The 18,379-nt window shown below is 67.1% G+C and carries 19 protein-coding genes; 8 read left to right on the top strand and 11 right to left on the bottom strand.

Annotation, left to right across the window (positions count from 1 at the left end; translation table 11 throughout):
- Window positions 1–22 precede the first annotated feature (22 nt).
- From ACEN9N_RS08260 to ACEN9N_RS08245, 4 genes are all read left to right on the top strand, one after another.
- Window positions 23–247 (top strand): hypothetical protein, encoded by a 225-nt coding sequence (locus ACEN9N_RS08260; RefSeq protein ID WP_007829722.1) that lies wholly within the window; start codon window positions 23–25, stop codon window positions 245–247.
- Window positions 244–576 carry a cell division protein ZapA gene (locus ACEN9N_RS08255; protein WP_007829725.1) on the top strand — a complete coding sequence of 111 codons (333 nt, stop codon included), beginning with the start codon at window positions 244–246 and terminating at the stop codon, window positions 574–576. Before ACEN9N_RS08260 ends, ACEN9N_RS08255 begins: the two co-directional genes overlap by 4 nt.
- A 293-nt stretch (window positions 577–869) precedes the next feature.
- On the top strand, window positions 870–1,697 hold the full coding sequence (locus ACEN9N_RS08250) for a sulfite exporter TauE/SafE family protein (RefSeq protein ID WP_495655837.1): 828 nt from the start codon (window positions 870–872) through the stop codon (window positions 1,695–1,697).
- A 77-nt stretch (window positions 1,698–1,774) separates the two neighbouring features.
- Window positions 1,775–2,200 carry a universal stress protein gene (locus ACEN9N_RS08245; protein ID WP_007829729.1) on the top strand — a complete coding sequence of 142 codons (426 nt, stop codon included), beginning with the start codon at window positions 1,775–1,777 and terminating at the stop codon, window positions 2,198–2,200.
- 12 nt (window positions 2,201–2,212) lie between these two features.
- On the opposite strand, the gene ACEN9N_RS08240 is transcribed toward ACEN9N_RS08245, so the two are convergent.
- Window positions 2,213–3,175, bottom strand: a complete 963-nt coding sequence (locus tag ACEN9N_RS08240; protein ID WP_495655836.1) for an AraC-like ligand-binding domain-containing protein — start codon at window positions 3,173–3,175, stop codon at window positions 2,213–2,215.
- A gap of 180 nt (window positions 3,176–3,355) precedes the next feature.
- Here ACEN9N_RS08240 and ACEN9N_RS08235 point away from each other — a divergent pair, with 180 nt between their 5' ends.
- Together ACEN9N_RS08235 and ACEN9N_RS08230 are read left to right on the top strand one after the other, a co-directional pair.
- Window positions 3,356–4,378: a carbon-nitrogen hydrolase family protein gene (locus ACEN9N_RS08235; protein WP_413333312.1), complete on the top strand. Its 1,023-nt coding sequence runs from the start codon at window positions 3,356–3,358 to the stop codon at window positions 4,376–4,378.
- Between the two features lie 17 nt (window positions 4,379–4,395).
- A complete protein-coding gene (locus tag ACEN9N_RS08230) occupies window positions 4,396–5,460 on the top strand; it encodes a phenylacetaldoxime dehydratase family protein (RefSeq protein ID WP_495655835.1) in 1,065 nt (354 codons plus the stop codon).
- A 6-nt stretch (window positions 5,461–5,466) separates the two neighbouring features.
- On the opposite strand, the gene ACEN9N_RS08225 is transcribed toward ACEN9N_RS08230, so the two are convergent.
- The 7 genes from ACEN9N_RS08225 to ACEN9N_RS08195 all read right to left on the bottom strand — a co-directional run bounded on the left by ACEN9N_RS08225 (window position 5,467) and on the right by ACEN9N_RS08195 (window position 13,091).
- Window positions 5,467–7,005, bottom strand: coding sequence for a malonate--CoA ligase (locus tag ACEN9N_RS08225; RefSeq protein WP_495655834.1), 1,539 nt, complete (start codon window positions 7,003–7,005; stop codon window positions 5,467–5,469).
- 17 nt (window positions 7,006–7,022) lie between these two features.
- A complete protein-coding gene (locus ACEN9N_RS08220; protein WP_413313869.1) occupies window positions 7,023–7,799 on the bottom strand; it encodes an enoyl-CoA hydratase/isomerase family protein in 777 nt (258 codons plus the stop codon).
- Window positions 7,796–8,782, bottom strand: coding sequence for a Bug family tripartite tricarboxylate transporter substrate binding protein (locus ACEN9N_RS08215; RefSeq protein ID WP_042672844.1), 987 nt, complete (start codon window positions 8,780–8,782; stop codon window positions 7,796–7,798). Before ACEN9N_RS08215 ends, ACEN9N_RS08220 begins: the two co-directional genes overlap by 4 nt.
- 85 nt (window positions 8,783–8,867) lie before the next feature.
- Window positions 8,868–10,334 carry a malonyl-CoA decarboxylase gene (locus tag ACEN9N_RS08210; RefSeq protein WP_007829741.1) on the bottom strand — a complete coding sequence of 489 codons (1,467 nt, stop codon included), beginning with the start codon at window positions 10,332–10,334 and terminating at the stop codon, window positions 8,868–8,870.
- A 46-nt stretch (window positions 10,335–10,380) separates the two neighbouring features.
- Window positions 10,381–11,049 carry a GntR family transcriptional regulator gene (locus ACEN9N_RS08205; RefSeq protein ID WP_007829742.1) on the bottom strand — a complete coding sequence of 223 codons (669 nt, stop codon included), beginning with the start codon at window positions 11,047–11,049 and terminating at the stop codon, window positions 10,381–10,383.
- Between the two features lie 119 nt (window positions 11,050–11,168).
- Entirely contained in the window at window positions 11,169–11,999 is an 831-nt protein-coding gene (gene lgt, locus ACEN9N_RS08200; RefSeq protein WP_042672845.1) for a prolipoprotein diacylglyceryl transferase, read from the bottom strand.
- A gap of 132 nt (window positions 12,000–12,131) precedes the next feature.
- Complete coding sequence (locus ACEN9N_RS08195) at window positions 12,132–13,091, bottom strand: LysR family transcriptional regulator (RefSeq protein ID WP_495655833.1); 960 nt, start codon at window positions 13,089–13,091, stop codon at window positions 12,132–12,134.
- A gap of 101 nt (window positions 13,092–13,192) precedes the next feature.
- Between ACEN9N_RS08195 and ilvD the strand changes: the two genes are divergently transcribed.
- Window positions 13,193–14,887, top strand: coding sequence for a dihydroxy-acid dehydratase (gene ilvD, locus ACEN9N_RS08190; RefSeq protein WP_007829745.1), 1,695 nt, complete (start codon window positions 13,193–13,195; stop codon window positions 14,885–14,887).
- A gap of 113 nt (window positions 14,888–15,000) precedes the next feature.
- Here the strand turns inward: ilvD and ACEN9N_RS08185 are convergent, their stop codons facing one another.
- Entirely contained in the window at window positions 15,001–15,252 is a 252-nt protein-coding gene (locus tag ACEN9N_RS08185; RefSeq protein ID WP_007829747.1) for a TIGR04438 family Trp-rich protein, read from the bottom strand.
- A gap of 105 nt (window positions 15,253–15,357) precedes the next feature.
- Between ACEN9N_RS08185 and ACEN9N_RS08180 the strand changes: the two genes are divergently transcribed.
- The gene (locus tag ACEN9N_RS08180) at window positions 15,358–15,672 is read left to right on the top strand and encodes a c-type cytochrome (RefSeq protein WP_007829749.1); all 315 of its coding nucleotides are present in this window, start codon (window positions 15,358–15,360) and stop codon (window positions 15,670–15,672) included.
- A gap of 12 nt (window positions 15,673–15,684) precedes the next feature.
- On the opposite strand, the gene ACEN9N_RS08175 is transcribed toward ACEN9N_RS08180, so the two are convergent.
- Both ACEN9N_RS08175 and acs read right to left on the bottom strand, forming a co-directional pair.
- Window positions 15,685–16,185, bottom strand: coding sequence for an SPFH domain-containing protein (locus ACEN9N_RS08175; protein ID WP_413313865.1), 501 nt, complete (start codon window positions 16,183–16,185; stop codon window positions 15,685–15,687).
- A 148-nt stretch (window positions 16,186–16,333) separates the two neighbouring features.
- Window positions 16,334–18,331: an acetate--CoA ligase gene (acs, locus tag ACEN9N_RS08170; RefSeq protein WP_478178721.1), complete on the bottom strand. Its 1,998-nt coding sequence runs from the start codon at window positions 18,329–18,331 to the stop codon at window positions 16,334–16,336.
- Window positions 18,332–18,379: the final 48 nt, after the last annotated feature.

Here is an 18,379-nt window from a genome sequence, read left to right as displayed (position 1 = left end):
CGTGAAACTACAATCGCCAACCATGCCCGCCTCCAGCCCCATCGACCAGATCGCCGAGCGTGTTGAACGACTGCTCGTGCGTCACGAAGAGGTGCAACGCACCAATGCGTTGCTGCAGGAGCAGGTCGATGCGCTCACGCGCGAACGCGACGGCCTGAAGTCGCGCCTCGCCGCGGCTCGCACGCGTCTCGATGCCCTGCTCGAACGGCTGCCGGCTGAACCACCTTCCGAAGATTCCCCCGCATGAAGCAGATTGAAGTACAGATCATGGGCCAGAGCTATCTGCTCGGCTGCCCCGATGGCGGCGAGGCGCAGCTGCGCGAAGCCGTCGAACGCGTGGACGCGGCCATGTGCAAGATCCGCGATGCGGGAAAAGTCAAGGCCCGCGATCGCATCGCGGTGCTGGCCTCGCTGAACCTGGCGTTCGATCTGGCGGCACAGCAGCAGGCCGCAGCCGCGCCAATGGCGGCGCCCGCCGTTGCCGCCACAGCAGACAGCGGCGATGCCGACCCGAAGGCCGCGCAACTCATTCAAAGACTCGATCAGGCCCTGGCCGGCGATGGACATTTACTCTGAATGAATCCCGCAGGGAGACAGACGAAGCGTAAAATCCACTCCGTCTGCAGACTGTGTCGGGCTTAATATTTCCTTGTTCCAATGCTCTCCGGAGCCGGGCTTGGTACATCGCTCGACGGGCGTGATCATCTCGCGTCAGATGAACCCGAAGTCCTGCTGCCCTCGCCCACCTGAACCCTGGTTCAGGATGCGGGTCCGGCACATCACCTGCAGACACCTATTCCTGCCACGGCCCCCTGCATCCACTGCATGGGGCCGTTGCTTTTTCCAAACTCCCCTCGCCTGACCTTCCCGTGAACTTCGCTGCCCTGCTCGACCCCATCCTGATTGCCGAACTCGCCGCCCTGGGCCTTGGCACCGGTTTTCTCGCGGGCCTGCTGGGCATCGGCGGCGGCATGCTGATGGTGCCGTTCATCACGATCATCATGGGCCATCGCGGCGTGCCGGCCGACCTCGCGGTGAAGATGGCGATCGCGACCTCGATGGCGACGATCATCTTCACGTCGGTGTCGAGCGTGCGCGCGCATCACAAGCGCGGCGCGGTGCGCTGGGACATCGTGCGGCGGCTCGCGCCCGGCATCGTCATCGGCAGCCTGGTGGGCAGCCTCGGCGTGTTCTCGCTGCTCAAGGGCACGGCGCTCGCCATCTTCTTCGCGCTGTTCGTGGGCTTCTCGGCCACGCAGATGTTCCTCGACAAGAAGCCCGCGCCTACACGGCAGATGCCGGGTGCGGGCGGCCAGCTCGCGGCGGGCGGTGTGATCGGCTTCGTCTCGGGCCTCGTGGGCGCGGGCGGCGGCTTCATCAGCGTGCCGTTCATGACGTGGTGCAACGTGTCGATCCACAACGCGGTGGCGACCAGCGCGGCGCTGGGCTTTCCGATCGCGGTGGCGAACGTGCTCGGCTATGCGGTCAGCGGCCAGTCGGTGCAGGGCCTGCCGGCGGGCTCCTTCGGCTACATCTGGCTGCCCGCGCTGGCTGTGATCGCCATTTGCAGCGTGTTCACTGCGCCGTTGGGCGCGAAGGCCGCGCACAGCCTGCCGGTGAGGAAGCTCAAGCGCGTGTTCGCGAGCATCCTGTACCTGCTGGCGGCCTACATGCTCTGGAAGGGGCTGCACGGCTGATCCGTCGGGCGAAAAAGCCCTTCGCGCCCGAGGTCCGTCCCATTGCGGCGCGCAGGACCGCGCCGTATAACGGCCTCATGAAAATCCTCATCGCCGTCGATGGCAGCGCCTACACCCGCAAGGCGCTCGACTACCTGTTGTCCAACCGGGGCATGTTCGTGGACGGGCATCAGCTGGTGGTGGTGAACGTGTGCACCGGCATCTCGGGCCACGTCTCGCGCCACCTGAGCAAGGAGATCGTCGCGGACTACTACGCGGAGGAAAGTGCCAAGGTGCTCGACCCCGTGAAGGCGCTGTTCGCCGAGAGCGGCGTGAGTAACTACACGGTGGAATCGCGCCACGGCCACGTGGCCGAGGAAATCCTCAAGTCCGCCACTGCAGCGCAAGCGGGGCTGATCGTGCTCGGCACCCACGGTCATGGCATCTTCGGCCGCGCGCTGATGGGCTCGGTCGCCACCAAGGTGATCGCCGAGACGAACACCACGGTGCTGCTGGTGCAGTAGTTTTCTTCGTCGCTACCGCGTGCGCTGCTGCCGCCATTCGCGCGGCGAGCAGCCGAAGCGCTCCTTGAACGCGCGGCTGAAATGCGCCGCGTCGTTGAATCCCCGGCCGTAGGCGATGTCGGCCACGGGGCGGCCCGCGAGGCGCGGCTCCAGCAGGTCGCGGCTGCATGCCTCCAGCCTGCGCTCCCATATGTACTGCGAGGGCGTGAGCGGCTCGCTCTTGAACACGCGGTGGATGTGGCTCACCGACACGCCCAGCCCGGCCGCCAGCGTGCTCACCGACAGCGATGGATCGGCTAGCTGCTCGTCGATGCGCCGCTTCACGCGCGCGAGGTGGTAAGTCGCGAGATTGCTCAGCGAAGGCGCGCTCGCCACCGGCAAGGTCTGCAGCCCGGCCACTAGGATGTTCTGCACGCCGTTGGCCACCGCGAGGGCCGATGCCGGCTGCAGCGTGTCGATGTCCTCACGCAGCGTGCGGATCATGCTCAGCAGCAGGTGCCCCGCGCCTTCGCGTCCCGAAACCGTGGTGGCCGTCAGCGCCTCGGTGTCGCGCAGCTCGCTGCGCAGGCGCTCGCCGGGCAGCTTGAGCACGATCTGCTCGAAGGACTGGTCGAACAGCAGTTGGTAGGGCCGCGTGCTGTCGTACAGCGCGAAGTCGCCGGCCGACAGCACCGCATCGCGGCCGTCCTGCCGCACCACGCCCTGGCCGCGCGCCTGGATGCTCACGAGGAAGTAGTCGTCGCTGGAATGCGAGATATGCCCCGGCGTGCGCATCACCTTCTGCGGCCCCGAGGTGACGACCGACACGTCGAGCCCGGGCAGCGTGTGCTGGCGGATGCTGCCTTCAAAATCGCCGGCCTCGCCCTCGCGCACCGGGTCGCAACCGAGCTGCACGTAGACGTTGCAGATCATGTCGGTCCAGTAGGCGACCCGCTGGTCGCGCGGGACGGCGTCGGTGCTGAGCAACTGGGTCATCGGGGTTCCTCGGAAAGCCTGGGCTGCGAAGGCATGCAACGCTGGAACAAGAACGCGGCCAAACCGGGTCAAGGCGTTCCGGCGGCGCGAATCTACGCTTCAAGCAACCCGCATGCCACAGCGCAAACCCGGTGCTTGCGGCCCACGCCCCGTTACTTCCATTGCATCTGGAGAAGCTTCATGCCGACCACCGTTCATCCCAAGCTGCGCGTTGCAGCAGTACAAGCCTCGCCCGTGTTCCTCGACCTCGACGGCACCATCGACAAGACCATCGACCTCATGGCGCAGGCCGCGAAACAGGGCGTGAAGCTCGTCGCCTTTCCCGAGACCTGGGTGCCCGGCTACCCATGGTGGATCTGGCTCGACTCGCCGGCCTGGGGCATGCAGTTCGTGCAGCGCTATCACGACAACTCGCTGGTGGTCGGTTCGGCCGAGTTCGACCGCGTCAGGGAGGCCGCGCGCAAGCTCGGGATCTGGGTGTCGCTGGGCTACAGCGAGAAGGCCGCGGGCAGCCTCTACATCGCACAGGCGCTCATCGACGACCAGGGCGACACGGTGCAGACGCGGCGCAAGCTCAAGCCCACGCACGTGGAGCGCACGGTGTTCGGCGAAGGCGACGGCTCCGACCTTGCCGTGGTCGAGACACCGCTGGGCAACATCGGTTCGCTCTCGTGCTGGGAGCACCTGCAGCCTCTGAGCAAGTACGCGATGTATTCGCAGAACGAGCAGATCCACTGCGGCGCCTGGCCGAGCTTCTCGCTGTACCGTGGTGCGGCCTACGCGCTGGGGCCCGAGGTCAACAACGCCGCGAGCCAGGTCTATGCGGCCGAGGGCCAGTGCTTCGTGATCGCGCCCTGCGCCACCGTGTCGAAGGCCATGAGCGAACTGATGTGCACCGATGCCGGCAAGCAGCAGATGCTGCGCACCGGCGGCGGCTATGCGCGCATCTACGCACCCGACGGCTCGCCGCTGGGCACGCCCTTGGCGGAAGACGAGGAAGGCCTGGTCGTTGCGGACATCGACCTCGGCATGATCTCTCTCGCCAAGGCTGCCGCCGACCCCAGCGGCCACTACTCGCGGCCCGATGTCACGCAGCTGCTGCTCAACAAGACGCGCCGCGAACCGGTCGTGGTGCAGCAGGCGGCGTCGCCGGGGCCCAAGGCCGAGCCCGAAGGCGCCGTGTCCGAGCCGGTCGCAGCCTGAAGCAGTGGAGGCACGCCATGGAATCCGCCATCGACGAGCACCTGAAGTGCCCCCGCACGCGGCATCGCCGCGTGGAAGACGACTACGTGCCGCCTTACCCCGTGTGGTCGGCGCGGGCCCCGGTCGCGGTGAAGCAGGTCGTGATGGGCTACTTCGGCGTGCAGTCGCGCGGCGCTGAAATGCAGGGCCGCGCCTGCGCCGCGCTGATGAAGATCGCACGCGACTTCGCCCTGCCCGACGGCCCCGGCCATCACGACCTGACGCATTACGTCGACGCCGAAGGCTTCGACAACATGATCGCCATCGCCTATTGGAGCGATCCCGCAGCCTACGCACGCTGGTGCGCGACGCCCGCGGTCGACGCCTGGTGGCGCTCCGACGAGCGGCTCAGGGAAGGCCTGGGCTACTTCCGCGAGATCGCCTCGCCGCGCGTCGAGCACTTCGAGACCATGTTCAACACACCCGACCGCTTCGAAGGGGTCGGTGTGGTGATGGGCGGGGTCAGCGGCGAGCTGCAGGAGCACGGCTACTGGGGTTCGATGCGCGACCGCATCCCGCTCTCGCAGACCGACGCGATGGCGCCCTCGGGCATGCGCGCGGTGATCGCGGGTACGCCGGCGCCGGGGCAGCGCGTTCGCATCGCGGGCCACGAGAACGTCGCGATGATCCGCTCCGGCCAGGAATGGACCGAGACCACCGGCCAGGAACGCACGCTCTACCTGCAGGACATGGAACCAGTGCTGCGCGAAGGCATGGACTTCCTGCGCGACCAGGGGCTGGGCATCGGCTGCTACAGCAACCGCTACATGCGCCACCTCGACGCGCAAGGCACGCCGCTGCAGAAGTCGTTCGGCCTGAGCTACTGGCGCGCGCTGGCCGATATGGAGCGCTGGGCCGAGTCGCACCCCACGCACGTCGCGATCTTCGGCAGCTTCATGCGCTACGTGCAGGCGCTGAACTTCCAGCTGCAGCTGCGCGTGTATCACGAGGTGTCGGTGCTCAAGGCCGACGAGCAGAGCTACGAGTACGTCAACTGCCACGCGGGCAGCGGGCTGATGAACGGGCTCGCGCCCGCTTCGTAGGCAGTCTCAGGCGGCGAACAGCCCCTTGTGCTCAGCGCGCAGCAGCGCCTTCTGCACCTTGCCCATGGTGTTGCGCGGCAGCTCCGGCACCACGAAGCAGCGCTTGGGGATCTTGAAGTTCGCGAGCTTCGACTTGAGTTCGGCCACGATGGCATCGGCATCGAGCGAGGAGCCCGCCTTGGGAATGACGATGGCCACGCCCACCTCGCCGAAGTCGGGGTGCGGCACGCCGACCACGGCGCTTTCCGCCACACCGGCCATCTCGTTGATGTAGCCCTCGATCTCCGCCGGGTACACGTTGTAGCCACCGCTGATGATCAGGTCCTTGCTGCGCCCGACGATGGTGATGTAGCCCCGGCCGTCGATCTTGCCCACGTCGCCGGTCTTGAAGAAGCCGTCGGCGGTGAACTCTTCCTTCGTCTTCTCGGGCATGCGCCAGTAGCCCGCGAACACGTTGGGGCCGCTGACTTCGATGTTGCCGATCTCGTCGGTGGCGCAGCTGCGGCCGCTGTCGTCGCGTACGCGCAGTTGCACGCCCGGCAGCGCAAAGCCGACGGTGCCGCCGCGGCGTTCGCCCTGTTCCGGCCTGTAGGGGTTGGACGTGAGCATGGCCGTCTCGCTCATGCCGTAGCGCTCGAGGATGGTGTGGCCGGTGCGCTCGCGCCATTCGTCGAAGGTCTCGATCAGGAGCGGCGCCGAGCCCGCGACGAACAGCCGCATGTTGCGCACCGCCTTGCGCGTGAGGCCCGGCTCGGCCAGCAGCCGCACGTACAGCGTGGGCACGCCCATGAACACCGTCGCCTCGGGCAGCTTCGCGACGACACGCTTCGGCTCGAACTTCGAGAACCACAGCATCTTGCTGCCGTTGAGCAGCGCGCCGTGCAGCGCCACGAACAGGCCATGCACGTGGAAGATGGGCAGCGCGTGGATCAGCACGTCGCCTTCGGTCCAGCCCCAGTAGTCCTTCAGCACCTTGGCGTTCGACAGCAGGTTGCCGTGCGTGAGCATCGCGCCCTTGCTGCGGCCGGTGGTGCCGCTGGTGTAGAGGATGGCGGCCATGTCGCCGGCCTTGCGCTGCGCCACCGTGTGCCGGTCGCTGCACTGCGCGGCCATTTCGAGCAGCGTGCCGGTGCGGTCGTCGTCCAGCGTGAAGACGTGCTTCGTACCCGCCGCGGCGGCAATCGGCGCGACCCACGAGGCATTGCGGCTGGTGCACACCACCACGGCCGGCTCGGCGTTGCCGATGAAGTATTCGATCTCGGCGCTCTGGTAGGCGGTGTTGAGCGGCAGGAACACATAGCCCGCGCGCAGCGTGGCGAGGTACAGCAGCATCGCCTCGACCGACTTCTCGACCTGCACCGCGATGCGTGCGCCCTTCTCCAGGCCCAGCGCGTCGAGCAGGTTCGCGATCATGGCGCTGGCGCGCTCGATGTCGCGCCACGAGTAGAACAGGCCGTTGTCGGTCTCGACGGCGATGCGGTCGAGGTCGGCGGGAAATGCCGCGCGCAGGGCGGCGAACAGGTTGGCGTTGGCGGTCTTCTTCATCGGACGGTTTCTTCTCTTCAGAAATTCGGGGGCCGCTTCGCGAGAAAGGCGGCGATGCCTTCGCGGTGCTCCGCGGAGTCGGCGTAGTCGTAGGCACTGGCAAGCAGGCCGTGGGCGGATGGGGCGCCGGCACGCAGCGCGGCAAAGGTCTTCTTGTGCAGGCGTGCGGCCTGCGGCGCGAGCGCGGCGATGCGTGCGGCATGGGATTGCACCGCGAGCGCCACTTCGTTGTCCGGCAGCACCTGCAGCAGAAAGCCCGCGTCGTACAGACGCTGCGCCCCGTGCACGCCGGCGGCCAGCAGCATGTCGCGCGCGAGCACATCGCCGATGGCGCCATGCACCAGCGCGGCTTCGCGCGGTGCCATCGGAAAACCGAGCCTGGCGATGGGCGCGCCGAACTTCGCCGACGCGCCGGCCAGGCGGATGTCGCAGCAGCTGGCGATCTCGACGCCCGCGCCCATGCAGGCGCCCTCGATCTGCGCGATCAGCGGCAGCGGGCAATCGAGCATGGCCTGCAGCGCGGCCCACACTTCGTTCTCGTGGAACTCGCGCAGGCTCGGCTCTTCGAAGCGAAACGACGGATATTCGGAAATGTCGCCACCCGCGCAGAAGGCTGCGCCCTCGCCGCGCACGACGACGCAGCGCAGGCCATCGTCGTCACCGCCGAGGCCGTCGAACACGGCGCGCAGCTCGCGCCACATAGCGCGCGTCATGGCGTTGAGGCGCCCTGGGTTCGACAAAGCGACGACCGCGATGGCGCCTTCCCGGCGCAGCGAAATGCAGCTATCGGTCATTCGAGCTTGGCGCCTGATGCCTTCACCACCGCGGCCCAGCGCCTGATCTCGGCATTGACGAAGCTGCCGTAGGCGGTGGTGGTGAGGTTCGGGATCTCGGAGCCGTTCTGGGCCCAGATGGCTTTCAGGTCATCGGTGGCGAGCGCCTTCTTCATGTCGTCGATCGCGCGCGCCTGCGCTTCGGCTGGCGTGCCCTTGGGCGCCCACAGTCCGTACCACGTGGTGACGGTGTAGTCGGGCAGGCCCACTTCGGCCGCGCAGGGCACGTCGGGAAAGGCGGGGTTGCGCTTGCTGCCCGCGACCATCAGCGCCTTGATGCGGCCACTCTTGATGTGCTGGGCCGAGGAGCCCAAACCGTCGAACATCAGGTCGACGTTGCCCGAGATCAGGTCGGACAGTGCCGGGCCCGCGCCGCGGTACGGAATATGGGTGATGAAGGTGCCTGTCTGGAGCTTGAACAGCTCGCCCGCCAGATGGTGCGAGGTGCCCGAGCCGGCCGAGCCGTAGTTGAACTTGCCGGGGTTGCGCTTGGCCAGCGCGATGAACTCCTGGACCGTGTTGACCTGCACACGCTTCGGGTTGATCACCACCACCTGCGGCACGTTGGCCAGCAGCATCAGCGGCACGAAGTCTTTCTCGATGTCGTAGTCGAGCTTCGGGTAGATCGACGGCGCGATCGCATGGTGCACCGCGCCCATGAACAGCGTGTAGCCATCGGCAGGCGCCTTGGCGGCGATGCTCGCGCCCAGTGTGCCCCCTGCCCCACCGCGGTTGTCGATGACCAGCGTCTGCCCCGCGATGCGCGAGAACTGGCCCGAGAGCGGCCGCGCGAACGCATCGGTCCCGCCGCCGGCCGGGAACGGCACGATCATCGTCACCGGTTTCGTCGGCCAGCCCTGCTGGGCCCGGGCAGCACCGCAGAGAACGGCCGCACCGGCGGCAGCCGCGCGCAAGACGTCACGGCGTTGAAAGCTTGGATTCATTTGTCTCATCTCCAGTTTGTCGTTGTGGATCTTGCCGCCCGATGCGGTGTCCGGCGTACTGTTTGCCACCGGCCTGCGAACGCCATCAGCCTTTTTTGAAGTACAGGCTTTCGATGTCTCCCGATACAGCCACCTTGCCGTCCGCCAGCCAGGTGCGATGTTTGTCCAGGCGTTTGAGGTCGTAGAGATAGTTGACCATGAGCCCGTACGACTGCTTGTGCCCCTTGGGCGACGGGTCGCCGGCCCAGTTCAGGCGCTCCACGCGGGCACCGTTGCCCAGGTGGAAGCGCGCGACCGGGTCGGCCGGCGTACCGTCGACCAGCGCGCGGCCGAGGTATTCGGCGGCGGCCTGCATCAGCCATTGGCGCAGCGGTGACTTCGCGTCGAAGGTGGCGGCAGAGTCCGCCGCGGCGAGCAGGCGCTCGGCGGTCGGCGGCAGCGAGCCGACGAGGCGGCCGAGTTCGGCTTCGCGCTTCTCGTCCAGGCGCGGCAGCAGGTCGACGACGTTCTTCGCGAGCCAGGTCCGAAAGCCCGGAATGGGCGACAACGTGGCGAAGGTCTTCAAGCGTGGCAGTTCGTCCTGGAGCGTCTCGACCACGCGCTTGATGAGCGAGTCGCCGAAGCTCACGCCGCGCAGGCCGTTCTGCGTGTTGCTGATCGAATAGAAGATGGCGGTGGTGGCCCTGGCCGGCAGCACGGGCACGGCAGCCTCGTCGAGCAGCGGCGTGATGCCGTCGCTGATGCGGTCGACCAGCGCCACCTCGACGAAGATCAGCGGCTCGTTGGGCAGGCGCGGATGGAAGAAGCCATAGCAGCGGCGGTCGCTGTCGTCGAGCCGGTTCTTCACGTCGGACCAGCTCTTGATGTCGTGCACCGCCTCGTAGCGGATGAGCTTCTCGATCAGCGAGGCCGGCGAGTCCCAGTCGATGCGGCGCAGTTCGAGAAAGGCCACGTCGAACCAGGTGGAGAACAGATGCTCCAGCTCGGCATCGAGCGCAAGAAGGCGCTTGTCGGCCTTCAGGCACGGCAGCAGTTCCGCGCGCAGATCGACCAGGAAGCGCATGCCTTCAGGCTCGACCGCGAAGCGCTGCAGCAGGCGCATGCGCGGCGACACCAGCGCGCGGCGCAGGCGCAGCTCGGCCTGGCCTTCGTCGGGCGTGCCCACGGCAGCCTGGTGCTGGTTGCGGGCGGTCTCGAGCTTTTGCGCGTCGGCGGCGAAATGCTCGCTCATCAGGGCCCAGTAGTCGCGGCGCTCCTCGGGCGTGGCGGCGCGGTAGGCGTCGGCGATGGCATGCGCGCGGCGGCCGCCCTCGACCTCGCTCACGCGCGGATCGATCACGGCCTGCAGGTCGGCCAGCACGCGGCGCAGCGCGCGCGGCGACAAGGCTTCGTCGGCCTTGCGCAGCGTGGCCTGCAGGCGCTCGGCGGTAGAACGTGCGCTGGGCTTGGGCGCGCTCTTCGACGCGCCCTTGGCGGCGCCTTCCGACGCCACCGGCACCTTGGACTTTTCGCCAGAACGCAGCCGCGCCTGGAACCATTCGGTCGCACTCATCGGGGCACTCCAATGCTTGGGGGGGCGGGCATGGCGCGTTCGGCGGTCACGGCATTACCCTGGATTTCTGCTGGCGCGCGACTTCACGCAGCGCTTCGCGCTGGCGCGTCATGTGCGTGCGCATGGCGGCGTCTGCGCCTTCGCTGTCGCGCGCCTTGAGCGCCGCGAACACGGCCAGGTGCTCGGACAGGCTCTGGTCGAGCCGCCCCGGCGCATGCAGCTGCTGCAGCCGCGCGAGTTTGAGGATCTTGCGCAGGTCGCCGATCACCTGCGCCAGCCACTTGTTGTCGGCGAGCTTGATGATCGCCTCGTGAATGATGTGGTTGGTGGCGTAGTAGTCATTGATGCGGCGCGCCCTGGCGTGGCGCACCAGCCGCTCGTGCAGCGCATCGAGTTCGTTGAGCTCGGCGTCGCTGGCGTTGCGCGCGGCCTCGTAGGCACAGCGGCCCTCGAGCAGCGCGATGACGGGAAAGATCTCGTCGAGATCGCGTTCGGTCACCTCGTTGACGAAGCAGCCGCGCCGCGGCTCGTGCCGCAGCAGGCCCTCTGCGGTGAGCACCTTGAGTGCCTCGCGCAACGGGGTACGGGAAATTGAGAGCCGCTCGCACAGCGCCGCCTCGTCCACGAAGCTGCCGGGCGCCAGCGTGCCGTCGAAGATCTGCTCGCGCAGCGTGGCAGCGACTTCGTCGTGCAGGGAGTTGGGAACCAGGCGCATTGGAATAGCGTAATTTCCTGTAATTACGCGTAATTCTGAGCCCGCCGAACATTTGGCGCAAGAGCCGCGCACGCCCTGCGCGGCTGGGACTTACCCTGCAAGCTTCCGGCTGAACGAACTCACGCCTGCGCGGGGGCGGTCTTGTTGTTGGCGCGGCCGAACCAGAACCACAGTGCGATGCCGGCGATCACCATCGGCACGCTGAGCCATTGCCCCTGGCTCAGGTTCAGCGCGCGCAGGCCGAGGAAGTCGTCGGGCTCGCGAAAGTACTCGGCCACGAAGCGCAGCACGCCATAACCGATCAGGAACACCGCGGCCACCTGCCCCTGCTTGCGCTCCTTGCGCGCATAGAGCCACATCACCACGAAGAGCAACAGCCCCTCGAGCAGGAACTGGTAGACCTGCGAGGGATGGCGCGGCAGCATCGATCCGCTTTGCGGGAACACCATGCCCCAGGGCAGATCGGGGCTGCTGAAGCGGCCCCACAGTTCGCCGTTGATGAAGTTGCCCACGCGGCCGGCTGCAAGCCCGGTCGGCACGCAGGGCGAGACGAAGTCCATCACCTGCCAGAACGGGCGCGCACGCGAACGCGAGAACCAGACCATGGCACCGATCACGCCGAGCAGCCCGCCATGGAAGCTCATGCCGCCCTGCCACACGTAGAGGATTTCGAGCGGATGCGTCAGATAGAACTCGGGCTTGTAGAACAGGCAGTAGCCCAGCCGCCCGCCGACGATGACGCCCATCACGCCGAGAAAAAGAATGTCCTCGATGTCCTTGCGCTGCCACACCCCCGCGCCCACCAGCGAGCGGTACGGCTCGTGGTGCAGCCGGCGCGTGCCGAGAAAATAGAACAGCGCAAACGCGGCCAGGTAGGTCAGGCCGTACCAGTGGATGGCCACCGGCCCGAGCTGCAGGGCGATGGGATTGATCTGCGGATACATGAGCATCCGCAGATTGTGCCCGGAGCGAATGACTCGCCCCCAGGCTTCGCGCACTTCGTGTCGCTTCGCCCTCCCCTGCCGGGGGCAACACCTGCGGCCCGGCAAAGCCGGTTCCGCGGTGTTCTGCGAATTTGCTGGTCAGCGAGCGGCCCCTGCGCCCTGCTTGGCCCCCGCCGTGCGCTCGCGCACGAACGCCACGAACCGCGCCAGCGCCGGGTGCGCACCCGGCGCTGGCCATACGAGGCTCGTCTCGCAAGCCGGCAGCGCCACGCGGCGCCGGCCCACGCCCTTGAATTCGCCGGCCTGCCGGTAGACGACGCCAGCGCGCCGGAACTGCATCACGCTGTGCGGCACCCAGGCCACGCCGATGCCACCCGACACGAGGTTGACGATGGTCTGCATCTGGATCGCCTCCTGTGCCACCTGGGGCACTCGGCCAGCTGCGTGATAGAGGTCGAACACCGCATCGTGCAGCGACGGCACGATGCGGCGCGGAAAGATCACCAGCGGCTCGGCCAGCACCTCTGCCAGCGGCACGGGCCGCGCGCGGGCGAGCCGGTGCTGCGCCGGCAGGGCCAGCACCAGCGCCTCTTCCTCCACCGGCAGGCGGGACAGGCCGGGCGGCGCCGCGCCGGGCGAATGCAGCATCAGCCCGGCATCGATCTCGCCGCGCGCAAAGGCTTCGAGCTGCACGTCGCCGGTGGCCTCGACCAGTTCGAGCGCGACCTCCGGGCACAGCACGCGGAACTCGCGCACCCAGGCCGGCAGCTGCTCGAAGCCGACCGTCGAGACGAAGGCGATGCGCACCCGCCCCACCTGCCCCGCCGCTGCCGCCCGTGCCCGCGCGGGAAGCGCCTGCGCGCGCGCCAGCAGCTCGCGCACGTCGGGCAGCAAGGCCTCGCCGGCGGGCGTGAGCGCCACGCGTCTTCGCGTGCGGTCGAACAGCACCACGCCCAGCGTCTTCTCGAGCTGGGCAATGGCCTGCGTCACCGGGGGCTGCGTCATGTGCAGCCGCAGCGCGGCGCGGCCGAAGTGCAGCTCCTCGGCCACGGCCACGAACTGCCGCCAGGCCCGCAGGTCGATCAGGGCTTCATTCATATGCCAAGCATATCAATCTGTGCTCGAAAATGGATTGGAACCAATCAATCAGAAGTCCGATACTTGGGTTCCCCCCGATCCCCCACGACAGAAGAGACACCATGGACACCAAGCCGATCCAGATCAACCGCCGCAGCGCCAACATCGTCGAAGGCAAGAGCCGCGCGCCCAACCGCTCCATGTTCTACGCCATGGGCTACGAGGAAGGCGACTTCAAGAAGCCGATGGTCGGCGTCGCCAACGGCCACAGCACCATCACGCCCTGCAACTCGGGCCTGCAGAAGCTGGCCGACGCTGCCATCGCCGGCATCGAGGAAGCCGGCGGCAACGCACAGGTGTTCGGCACGCCCACCATCTCCGACGGCATGGCCATGGGCACCGAGGGCATGAAGTACTCGCTGGTCAGCCGCGAAGTCATTTCCGACTGCATCGAAACCTGCGTCGGCGGCCAGTGGATGGACGGCGTGCTGGTGGTCGGCGGCTGCGACAAGAACATGCCCGGCGGCCTGATGGGCATGCTGCGCGCCAACGTGCCGGCCATCTACGTGTACGGCGGCACCATCCTCCCCGGTCGCTACAAGGGGCAAGACCTGAACATCGTGAGCGTGTTCGAGGCCGTGGGCCAGAACGCCGCGGGCAACATGAGCGACGAAGACCTGCACGAGATCGAGAAGCGCGCCATTCCCGGCACCGGCTCGTGCGGCGGCATGTACACGGCCAACACCATGTCCAGCGCCTTCGAGGCGCTGGGCATCTCGCTGCCCTACTCGTCGACCATGGCCAATCCGCACGATGAAAAAGCCAACTCGGCCAAGGAATCGGCCAAGGTGCTGATCGAAGCCATCAAGAAAGACCTGAAGCCGCGCGACATCGTGACCAAGAAGGCCATCGAGAACGCAGTGGCCGTGATCATGGCCACGGGCGGCTCGACCAATGCGGTGCTGCACTTCCTGGCGATCGCGCACGCGGCCGAGGTCGAATGGACCATCGACGACTTCGAGCGCATGCGCAAGAAGGTGCCGGTGCTGTGCGACCTGAAGCCATCGGGCAAATACCTCGCGGTCGACCTGCACCAGGCGGGCGGCATTCCGCAAGTGATGAAGGTGCTGCTGAACGCAGGCCTGCTGCACGGCGATTGCATCACCATCTCGGGCCAGACGATTGCCGAAGTGCTGAAGGACGTGCCCGATGTGCCGCGCGCCGACCAGGACGTGATCCGCCCGATCGACAAGCCGATGTACGACCAGGGCCACCTCGCCATCCTGAAGGGCAACCTCTCGCCCGAAGGCGCGGTCGCCAAGATCACCGGCCTGAAGAACCCCGTCATCACCGGCCCGGCGCGCGTGTTCGACGACGAGCAGTCAGCACTGCAGGCCATCCTGGCCGGCAAGATCGTGGCCGGCGACGTGATGGTGCTGCGCTACCTCGGCCCCAAGGGCGGCCCGGGCATGCCGGAAATGCTGGCACCCACGGGTGCGCTGATCGGCGCGGGCCTCGGCGAAAGCGTCGGCCTGATCACCGACGGCCGTTTCTCCGGCGGCACCTGGGGCATGGTGGTCGGCCATGTGGCGCCCGAAGCGGCCGCCGGCGGCACCATCGCCTTCGTGAACGAAGGCGACTCGATCACCATCGACGCGCACAAGCTGGTGCTCGAACTGAACGTGCCCGAAGCTGAGATCGCGAAGCGCCGCGAAGGCTGGAAGGCACCGGCACCCCGCTACACGCGCGGCGTGCAGGCGAAGTTCGCGTTCAATGCGTCCAGCGCCAGTTCGGGCGCAGTGCTCGACAAGTTCTGATCGGGGCTATTGCGTGAAACACCGAGGAACCGGCTTCGCCGGGCCTCAGGTGTTGCCCCCGGCAGGGGGAAGGCGAAGTGGACACGAAGTGCCGCGCAGCCTGGGGGCAAGCCCTACTTCCGGCGCTGCCCGTTGCCGGTCTTCATGCCCATGTTGGTCTTCTGGCGATCGATGCGATCCTGCTTGCGCCGGTCTTCCCGCTCGATGACCCTGCGTTTGGTATAGCCCGACGAATCGGCCCAGGCCCACCATGCGACGGCCATTGCAAACGGGGACAGCACGATCCACCAGCTCCAGCCGGCGACCATGCCCACTTCCAAATACTTGAGGGCCAATCCAAGCAGGCCCAGCGCCAGAAACCACATCGCGAATCCCTCCGGGTTGTATTGGCACGCACCCGTACGACGTGCACGGCGCTACCTACAATCGCGTTGAGTCGAATGTAACTCAGCCCTTACGAAATACCCCCCATGAAAAGAGTCTTGTTGTCGGCAGCCCTCGGCCTCGGCCTTGTCGGACTCGCCGCGCCCGCCTTCGCCGACCTCGCCCTGGCAACCTCGAAGAACTGCATGAGCTGCCACGCGGTCGAGCGCAAGGTGCTCGGCCCGGCATTCAAGGACGTGGCCGCCAAGTACAAGGACGACAAGGGTGCCGTCGACACTCTTGCCAGCAAGATCGTCAAGGGCGGCTCCGGCGTGTGGGGGCCGGTGCCGATGCCGGCGAACAACCAGGTCAGCGAAGCCGACGCCCGGAAGCTCGCAGCCTGGGTGCTGTCGACGAAGTAGGTTCCGGGGACATCACGCCTGCGGGTTGATGTCCGCCGGCAGCGGCCGGCGCTCGATGCGGTCTTCGAGTTGGCCGATGTGCGCGGCCACGGTGTTGTCGGTCTGGTCCGAGCGCAGGCGGATTGCGGTTTCGAGCTGCTCCAGGCGCGCCAGCATCGCCGCCTGCCGGTCGGCGTTCTGCGCCATGTGCTTGTTCTCCTGCGCCTCCAGGAAGTTGCGCAGTTCGGTGAAGCGCGAGGCCTCGGCCTTGTCCGCAAGGTCGCGCTGGACCTGCATTTCCTTCGTGTGGCGCTTGGTTTCGATCAGCACCGAGCTGTGCAGGTACAGCACGTAGACGAGGAAGAAGGCCGCCAGCACCACCGTCAGGCCCAGCATGATCAGGCCCAGCGGCGCCGAGACGGTCATGAAACCCAGCCATACGTTGGTGGGTGCGGACAGCGTGCCCCAGTTCAGCGCGGCGAGCGCTGCGATGAACAGCACGATGACAAGAAGAAAAGCGGATCTCACGCCCATGGGGGCCTCCTTCGGAAAGATCGAACACATGGAAACCTGCGCGCTTCGAGGCGCGCGGTGATCCGATGGTTTTACCTCAGCGAAGAGCCCTGTTCGGCGCAAATGGCCGCATAAACGGCCACGTCCTACAGCACTAATGCACTGCTGGTCAGTTCGTCTGCGAGAGCTGCTCCAGAATGGCCGGATTCTCGAGCGTCGAGGTGTCCTGCGTGATCGCCTCGCCCTTGGCGATGCTGCGCAGCAGGCGCCGCATGATCTTGCCGCTGCGCGTCTTGGGCAGGTTGTCGCCGAAGCGGATGTCCTTGGGCTTGGCGATGGGACCGATCTCCTTGGCCACCCAGTTGCGCAGTTCGTTGGCGATCTGCTTGGCTTCCTCGCCGGTCGGGCGGGCGCGTTTCAGCACGACGAAGGCGCACACGGCCTCGCCCGTCACGTCGTCGGGACGGCCGACCACCGCGGCTTCGGCCACGAGGTCGGTCTTGGACACGAGGGCCGACTCGATCTCCATCGTGCCCAGGCGGTGGCCCGACACGTTCAGCACGTCGTCGATGCGGCCCGTGATGCGGAAGTAGCCGCGGTCGGCGCTGCGCACCGCACCGTCGCCGGCCAGGTAGATGGTGCCGCCCATTTCCTCGGGGAAATAGCTCTTCTTGAAGCGCTCGGGATCGTTCCAGATGGTGCGGATCATCGAGGGCCACGGCCGCTTGATGACCAGCATGCCACCGGCGCCGTTGGGCAGGTCCTTGCCGGTCTCGTCGACGATGGCGGCCATGATGCCCGGCAGCGGCAGCGTGCACGAGCCCGGCACCAGCGGCGTGGCGCCCGGCAGCGGCGTGATCACATGGCCGCCGGTCTCGGTCTGCCAGAAGGTGTCGACGATCGGGCAGCGCTCGCCGCCGATATTGCGGTGGTACCACATCCAGGCTTCGGGATTGATGGGCTCGCCGACCGAGCCGAGGATGCGCAGGCTCGTCAGGTCCCAGTTCTTCGGATGCACCTTCTCGTCGCCCTCGGCCGCCTTGATGAGCGAGCGGATCGCGGTGGGCGCCGTGTAGAACACCGACACCTTGTGCTTTTCGATCATCTGCCAGAAGCGGCCCGCATGCGGGAAGGTAGGAATGCCCTCGAACACCACCTGCGTGGCGCCGGCCGCGAGCGGGCCGTAGGCGACGTAGGTGTGGCCGGTGATCCAGCCGATGTCGGCGGTGCACCAGAACACGTCTTCGGGGCGGATGTCGAAGGTCCAGTCCATCGTGAGCCTGGCCCACAGCAGGTAGCCGCCGGTGGCGTGCTGCACGCCCTTGGGCTTGCCGGTGGAGCCCGAGGTGTAGAGGATGAAGAGCGGGTGTTCGGCGTTCACCGGCACCGGGGCGCATTCGGTGCCCTGCCCTTTCAGCGCCTCGGCAAAGGTCTTGTCGCGGCCCTCGACGCGCGTCCATGCGGTGGGCGTGCGCTCGTAGACGAACACGGTCTTGATCGATTCGCAACCGCCCAGCGCGATGCCGTCGTCCACGATGGCCTTGAGCGGCAGTTCCTTGCCGCCGCGCATCTGGTAGTTGGCCGTGATGACCGCCACCGCGCCCGCATCGATGATGCGCTCCTGCAGCGCCTTGGCCGAGAAGCCGCCGAACACCACGCTGTGGGTGGCGCCGATGCGCGCGCAGGCCTGCATGGCGATCACGCCCTCGACCGTCATCGGCATGTAGATGACGACGCGGTCGCCCTTCTGGATGCCCGCGGCCTTCAGCGCGTTGGCGAACTGGCTCACGCGGGCGAGCAGCTCCTTGTAGGTGACGTTGGTGACGGTGCCGTCGTCGGCTTCGAAGACGATGGCGGTCTTGTTCTCGACCGGGGTGCCCATGTGCCTGTCGAGGCAGTTGGCGCTGGCGTTGAGCTCGCCGTCGCCGAACCATTCGTAGAACGGGGCCTTCGATTCGTCCAGCGTCTTCGTGAAGGGCTTGGTCCACTGCAGGTTGCCCTTGGCCAGGCGGGTCCAGAACCCTTCGAAGTCCTCCTCGGCCTCCTTGCACAGGGCCTCGTAGGCGGCCATGCCGGAGATGCGGGCGCCTTCGGTGGCGCGGGCGTCAGGGGGAAATACACGGTTCTCGACGAGGACGGATTCAATGTTCTTCGATGCGCTGCTCATGCTTTTTGTCTCCTGGAAGGTGCGGCCGTAATGTCGGTGGCCGCACTT

The sequence above is a fragment of the Variovorax sp. Varisp46 genome (genome assembly GCF_059491885.1).
Note: the sequence above shows the minus strand (reverse complement) of the source record. Positions and strands in the feature narration are given on the sequence as shown.

Coding starts and splice junctions, on each gene's coding strand:
- ACEN9N_RS08180 (WP_007829749.1), top strand. CDS start 15,358: ATGAAAAGAGTCTTGTTGTCGGCAGCCCTCGGCCTCGGCCTTGTCGGA.
- ACEN9N_RS08245 (WP_007829729.1), top strand. CDS start 1,775: ATGAAAATCCTCATCGCCGTCGATGGCAGCGCCTACACCCGCAAGGCG.
- lgt (WP_042672845.1), bottom strand. CDS start 11,999: ATGCTCATGTATCCGCAGATCAATCCCATCGCCCTGCAGCTCGGGCCG.
- ACEN9N_RS08225 (WP_495655834.1), bottom strand. CDS start 7,005: ATGAAGAAGACCGCCAACGCCAACCTGTTCGCCGCCCTGCGCGCGGCA.
- ilvD (WP_007829745.1), top strand. CDS start 13,193: ATGGACACCAAGCCGATCCAGATCAACCGCCGCAGCGCCAACATCGTC.
- ACEN9N_RS08220 (WP_413313869.1), bottom strand. CDS start 7,799: ATGACCGATAGCTGCATTTCGCTGCGCCGGGAAGGCGCCATCGCGGTC.
- ACEN9N_RS08215 (WP_042672844.1), bottom strand. CDS start 8,782: ATGAATCCAAGCTTTCAACGCCGTGACGTCTTGCGCGCGGCTGCCGCC.
- ACEN9N_RS08195 (WP_495655833.1), bottom strand. CDS start 13,091: ATGAATGAAGCCCTGATCGACCTGCGGGCCTGGCGGCAGTTCGTGGCC.
- acs (WP_478178721.1), bottom strand. CDS start 18,331: ATGAGCAGCGCATCGAAGAACATTGAATCCGTCCTCGTCGAGAACCGT.
- ACEN9N_RS08260 (WP_007829722.1), top strand. CDS start 23: ATGCCCGCCTCCAGCCCCATCGACCAGATCGCCGAGCGTGTTGAACGA.
- ACEN9N_RS08230 (WP_495655835.1), top strand. CDS start 4,396: ATGGAATCCGCCATCGACGAGCACCTGAAGTGCCCCCGCACGCGGCAT.
- ACEN9N_RS08255 (WP_007829725.1), top strand. CDS start 244: ATGAAGCAGATTGAAGTACAGATCATGGGCCAGAGCTATCTGCTCGGC.
- ACEN9N_RS08210 (WP_007829741.1), bottom strand. CDS start 10,334: ATGAGTGCGACCGAATGGTTCCAGGCGCGGCTGCGTTCTGGCGAAAAG.
- ACEN9N_RS08235 (WP_413333312.1), top strand. CDS start 3,356: ATGCCGACCACCGTTCATCCCAAGCTGCGCGTTGCAGCAGTACAAGCC.
- ACEN9N_RS08185 (WP_007829747.1), bottom strand. CDS start 15,252: ATGTGGTTTCTGGCGCTGGGCCTGCTTGGATTGGCCCTCAAGTATTTG.
- ACEN9N_RS08175 (WP_413313865.1), bottom strand. CDS start 16,185: ATGGGCGTGAGATCCGCTTTTCTTCTTGTCATCGTGCTGTTCATCGCA.
- ACEN9N_RS08205 (WP_007829742.1), bottom strand. CDS start 11,049: ATGCGCCTGGTTCCCAACTCCCTGCACGACGAAGTCGCTGCCACGCTG.
- ACEN9N_RS08240 (WP_495655836.1), bottom strand. CDS start 3,175: ATGACCCAGTTGCTCAGCACCGACGCCGTCCCGCGCGACCAGCGGGTC.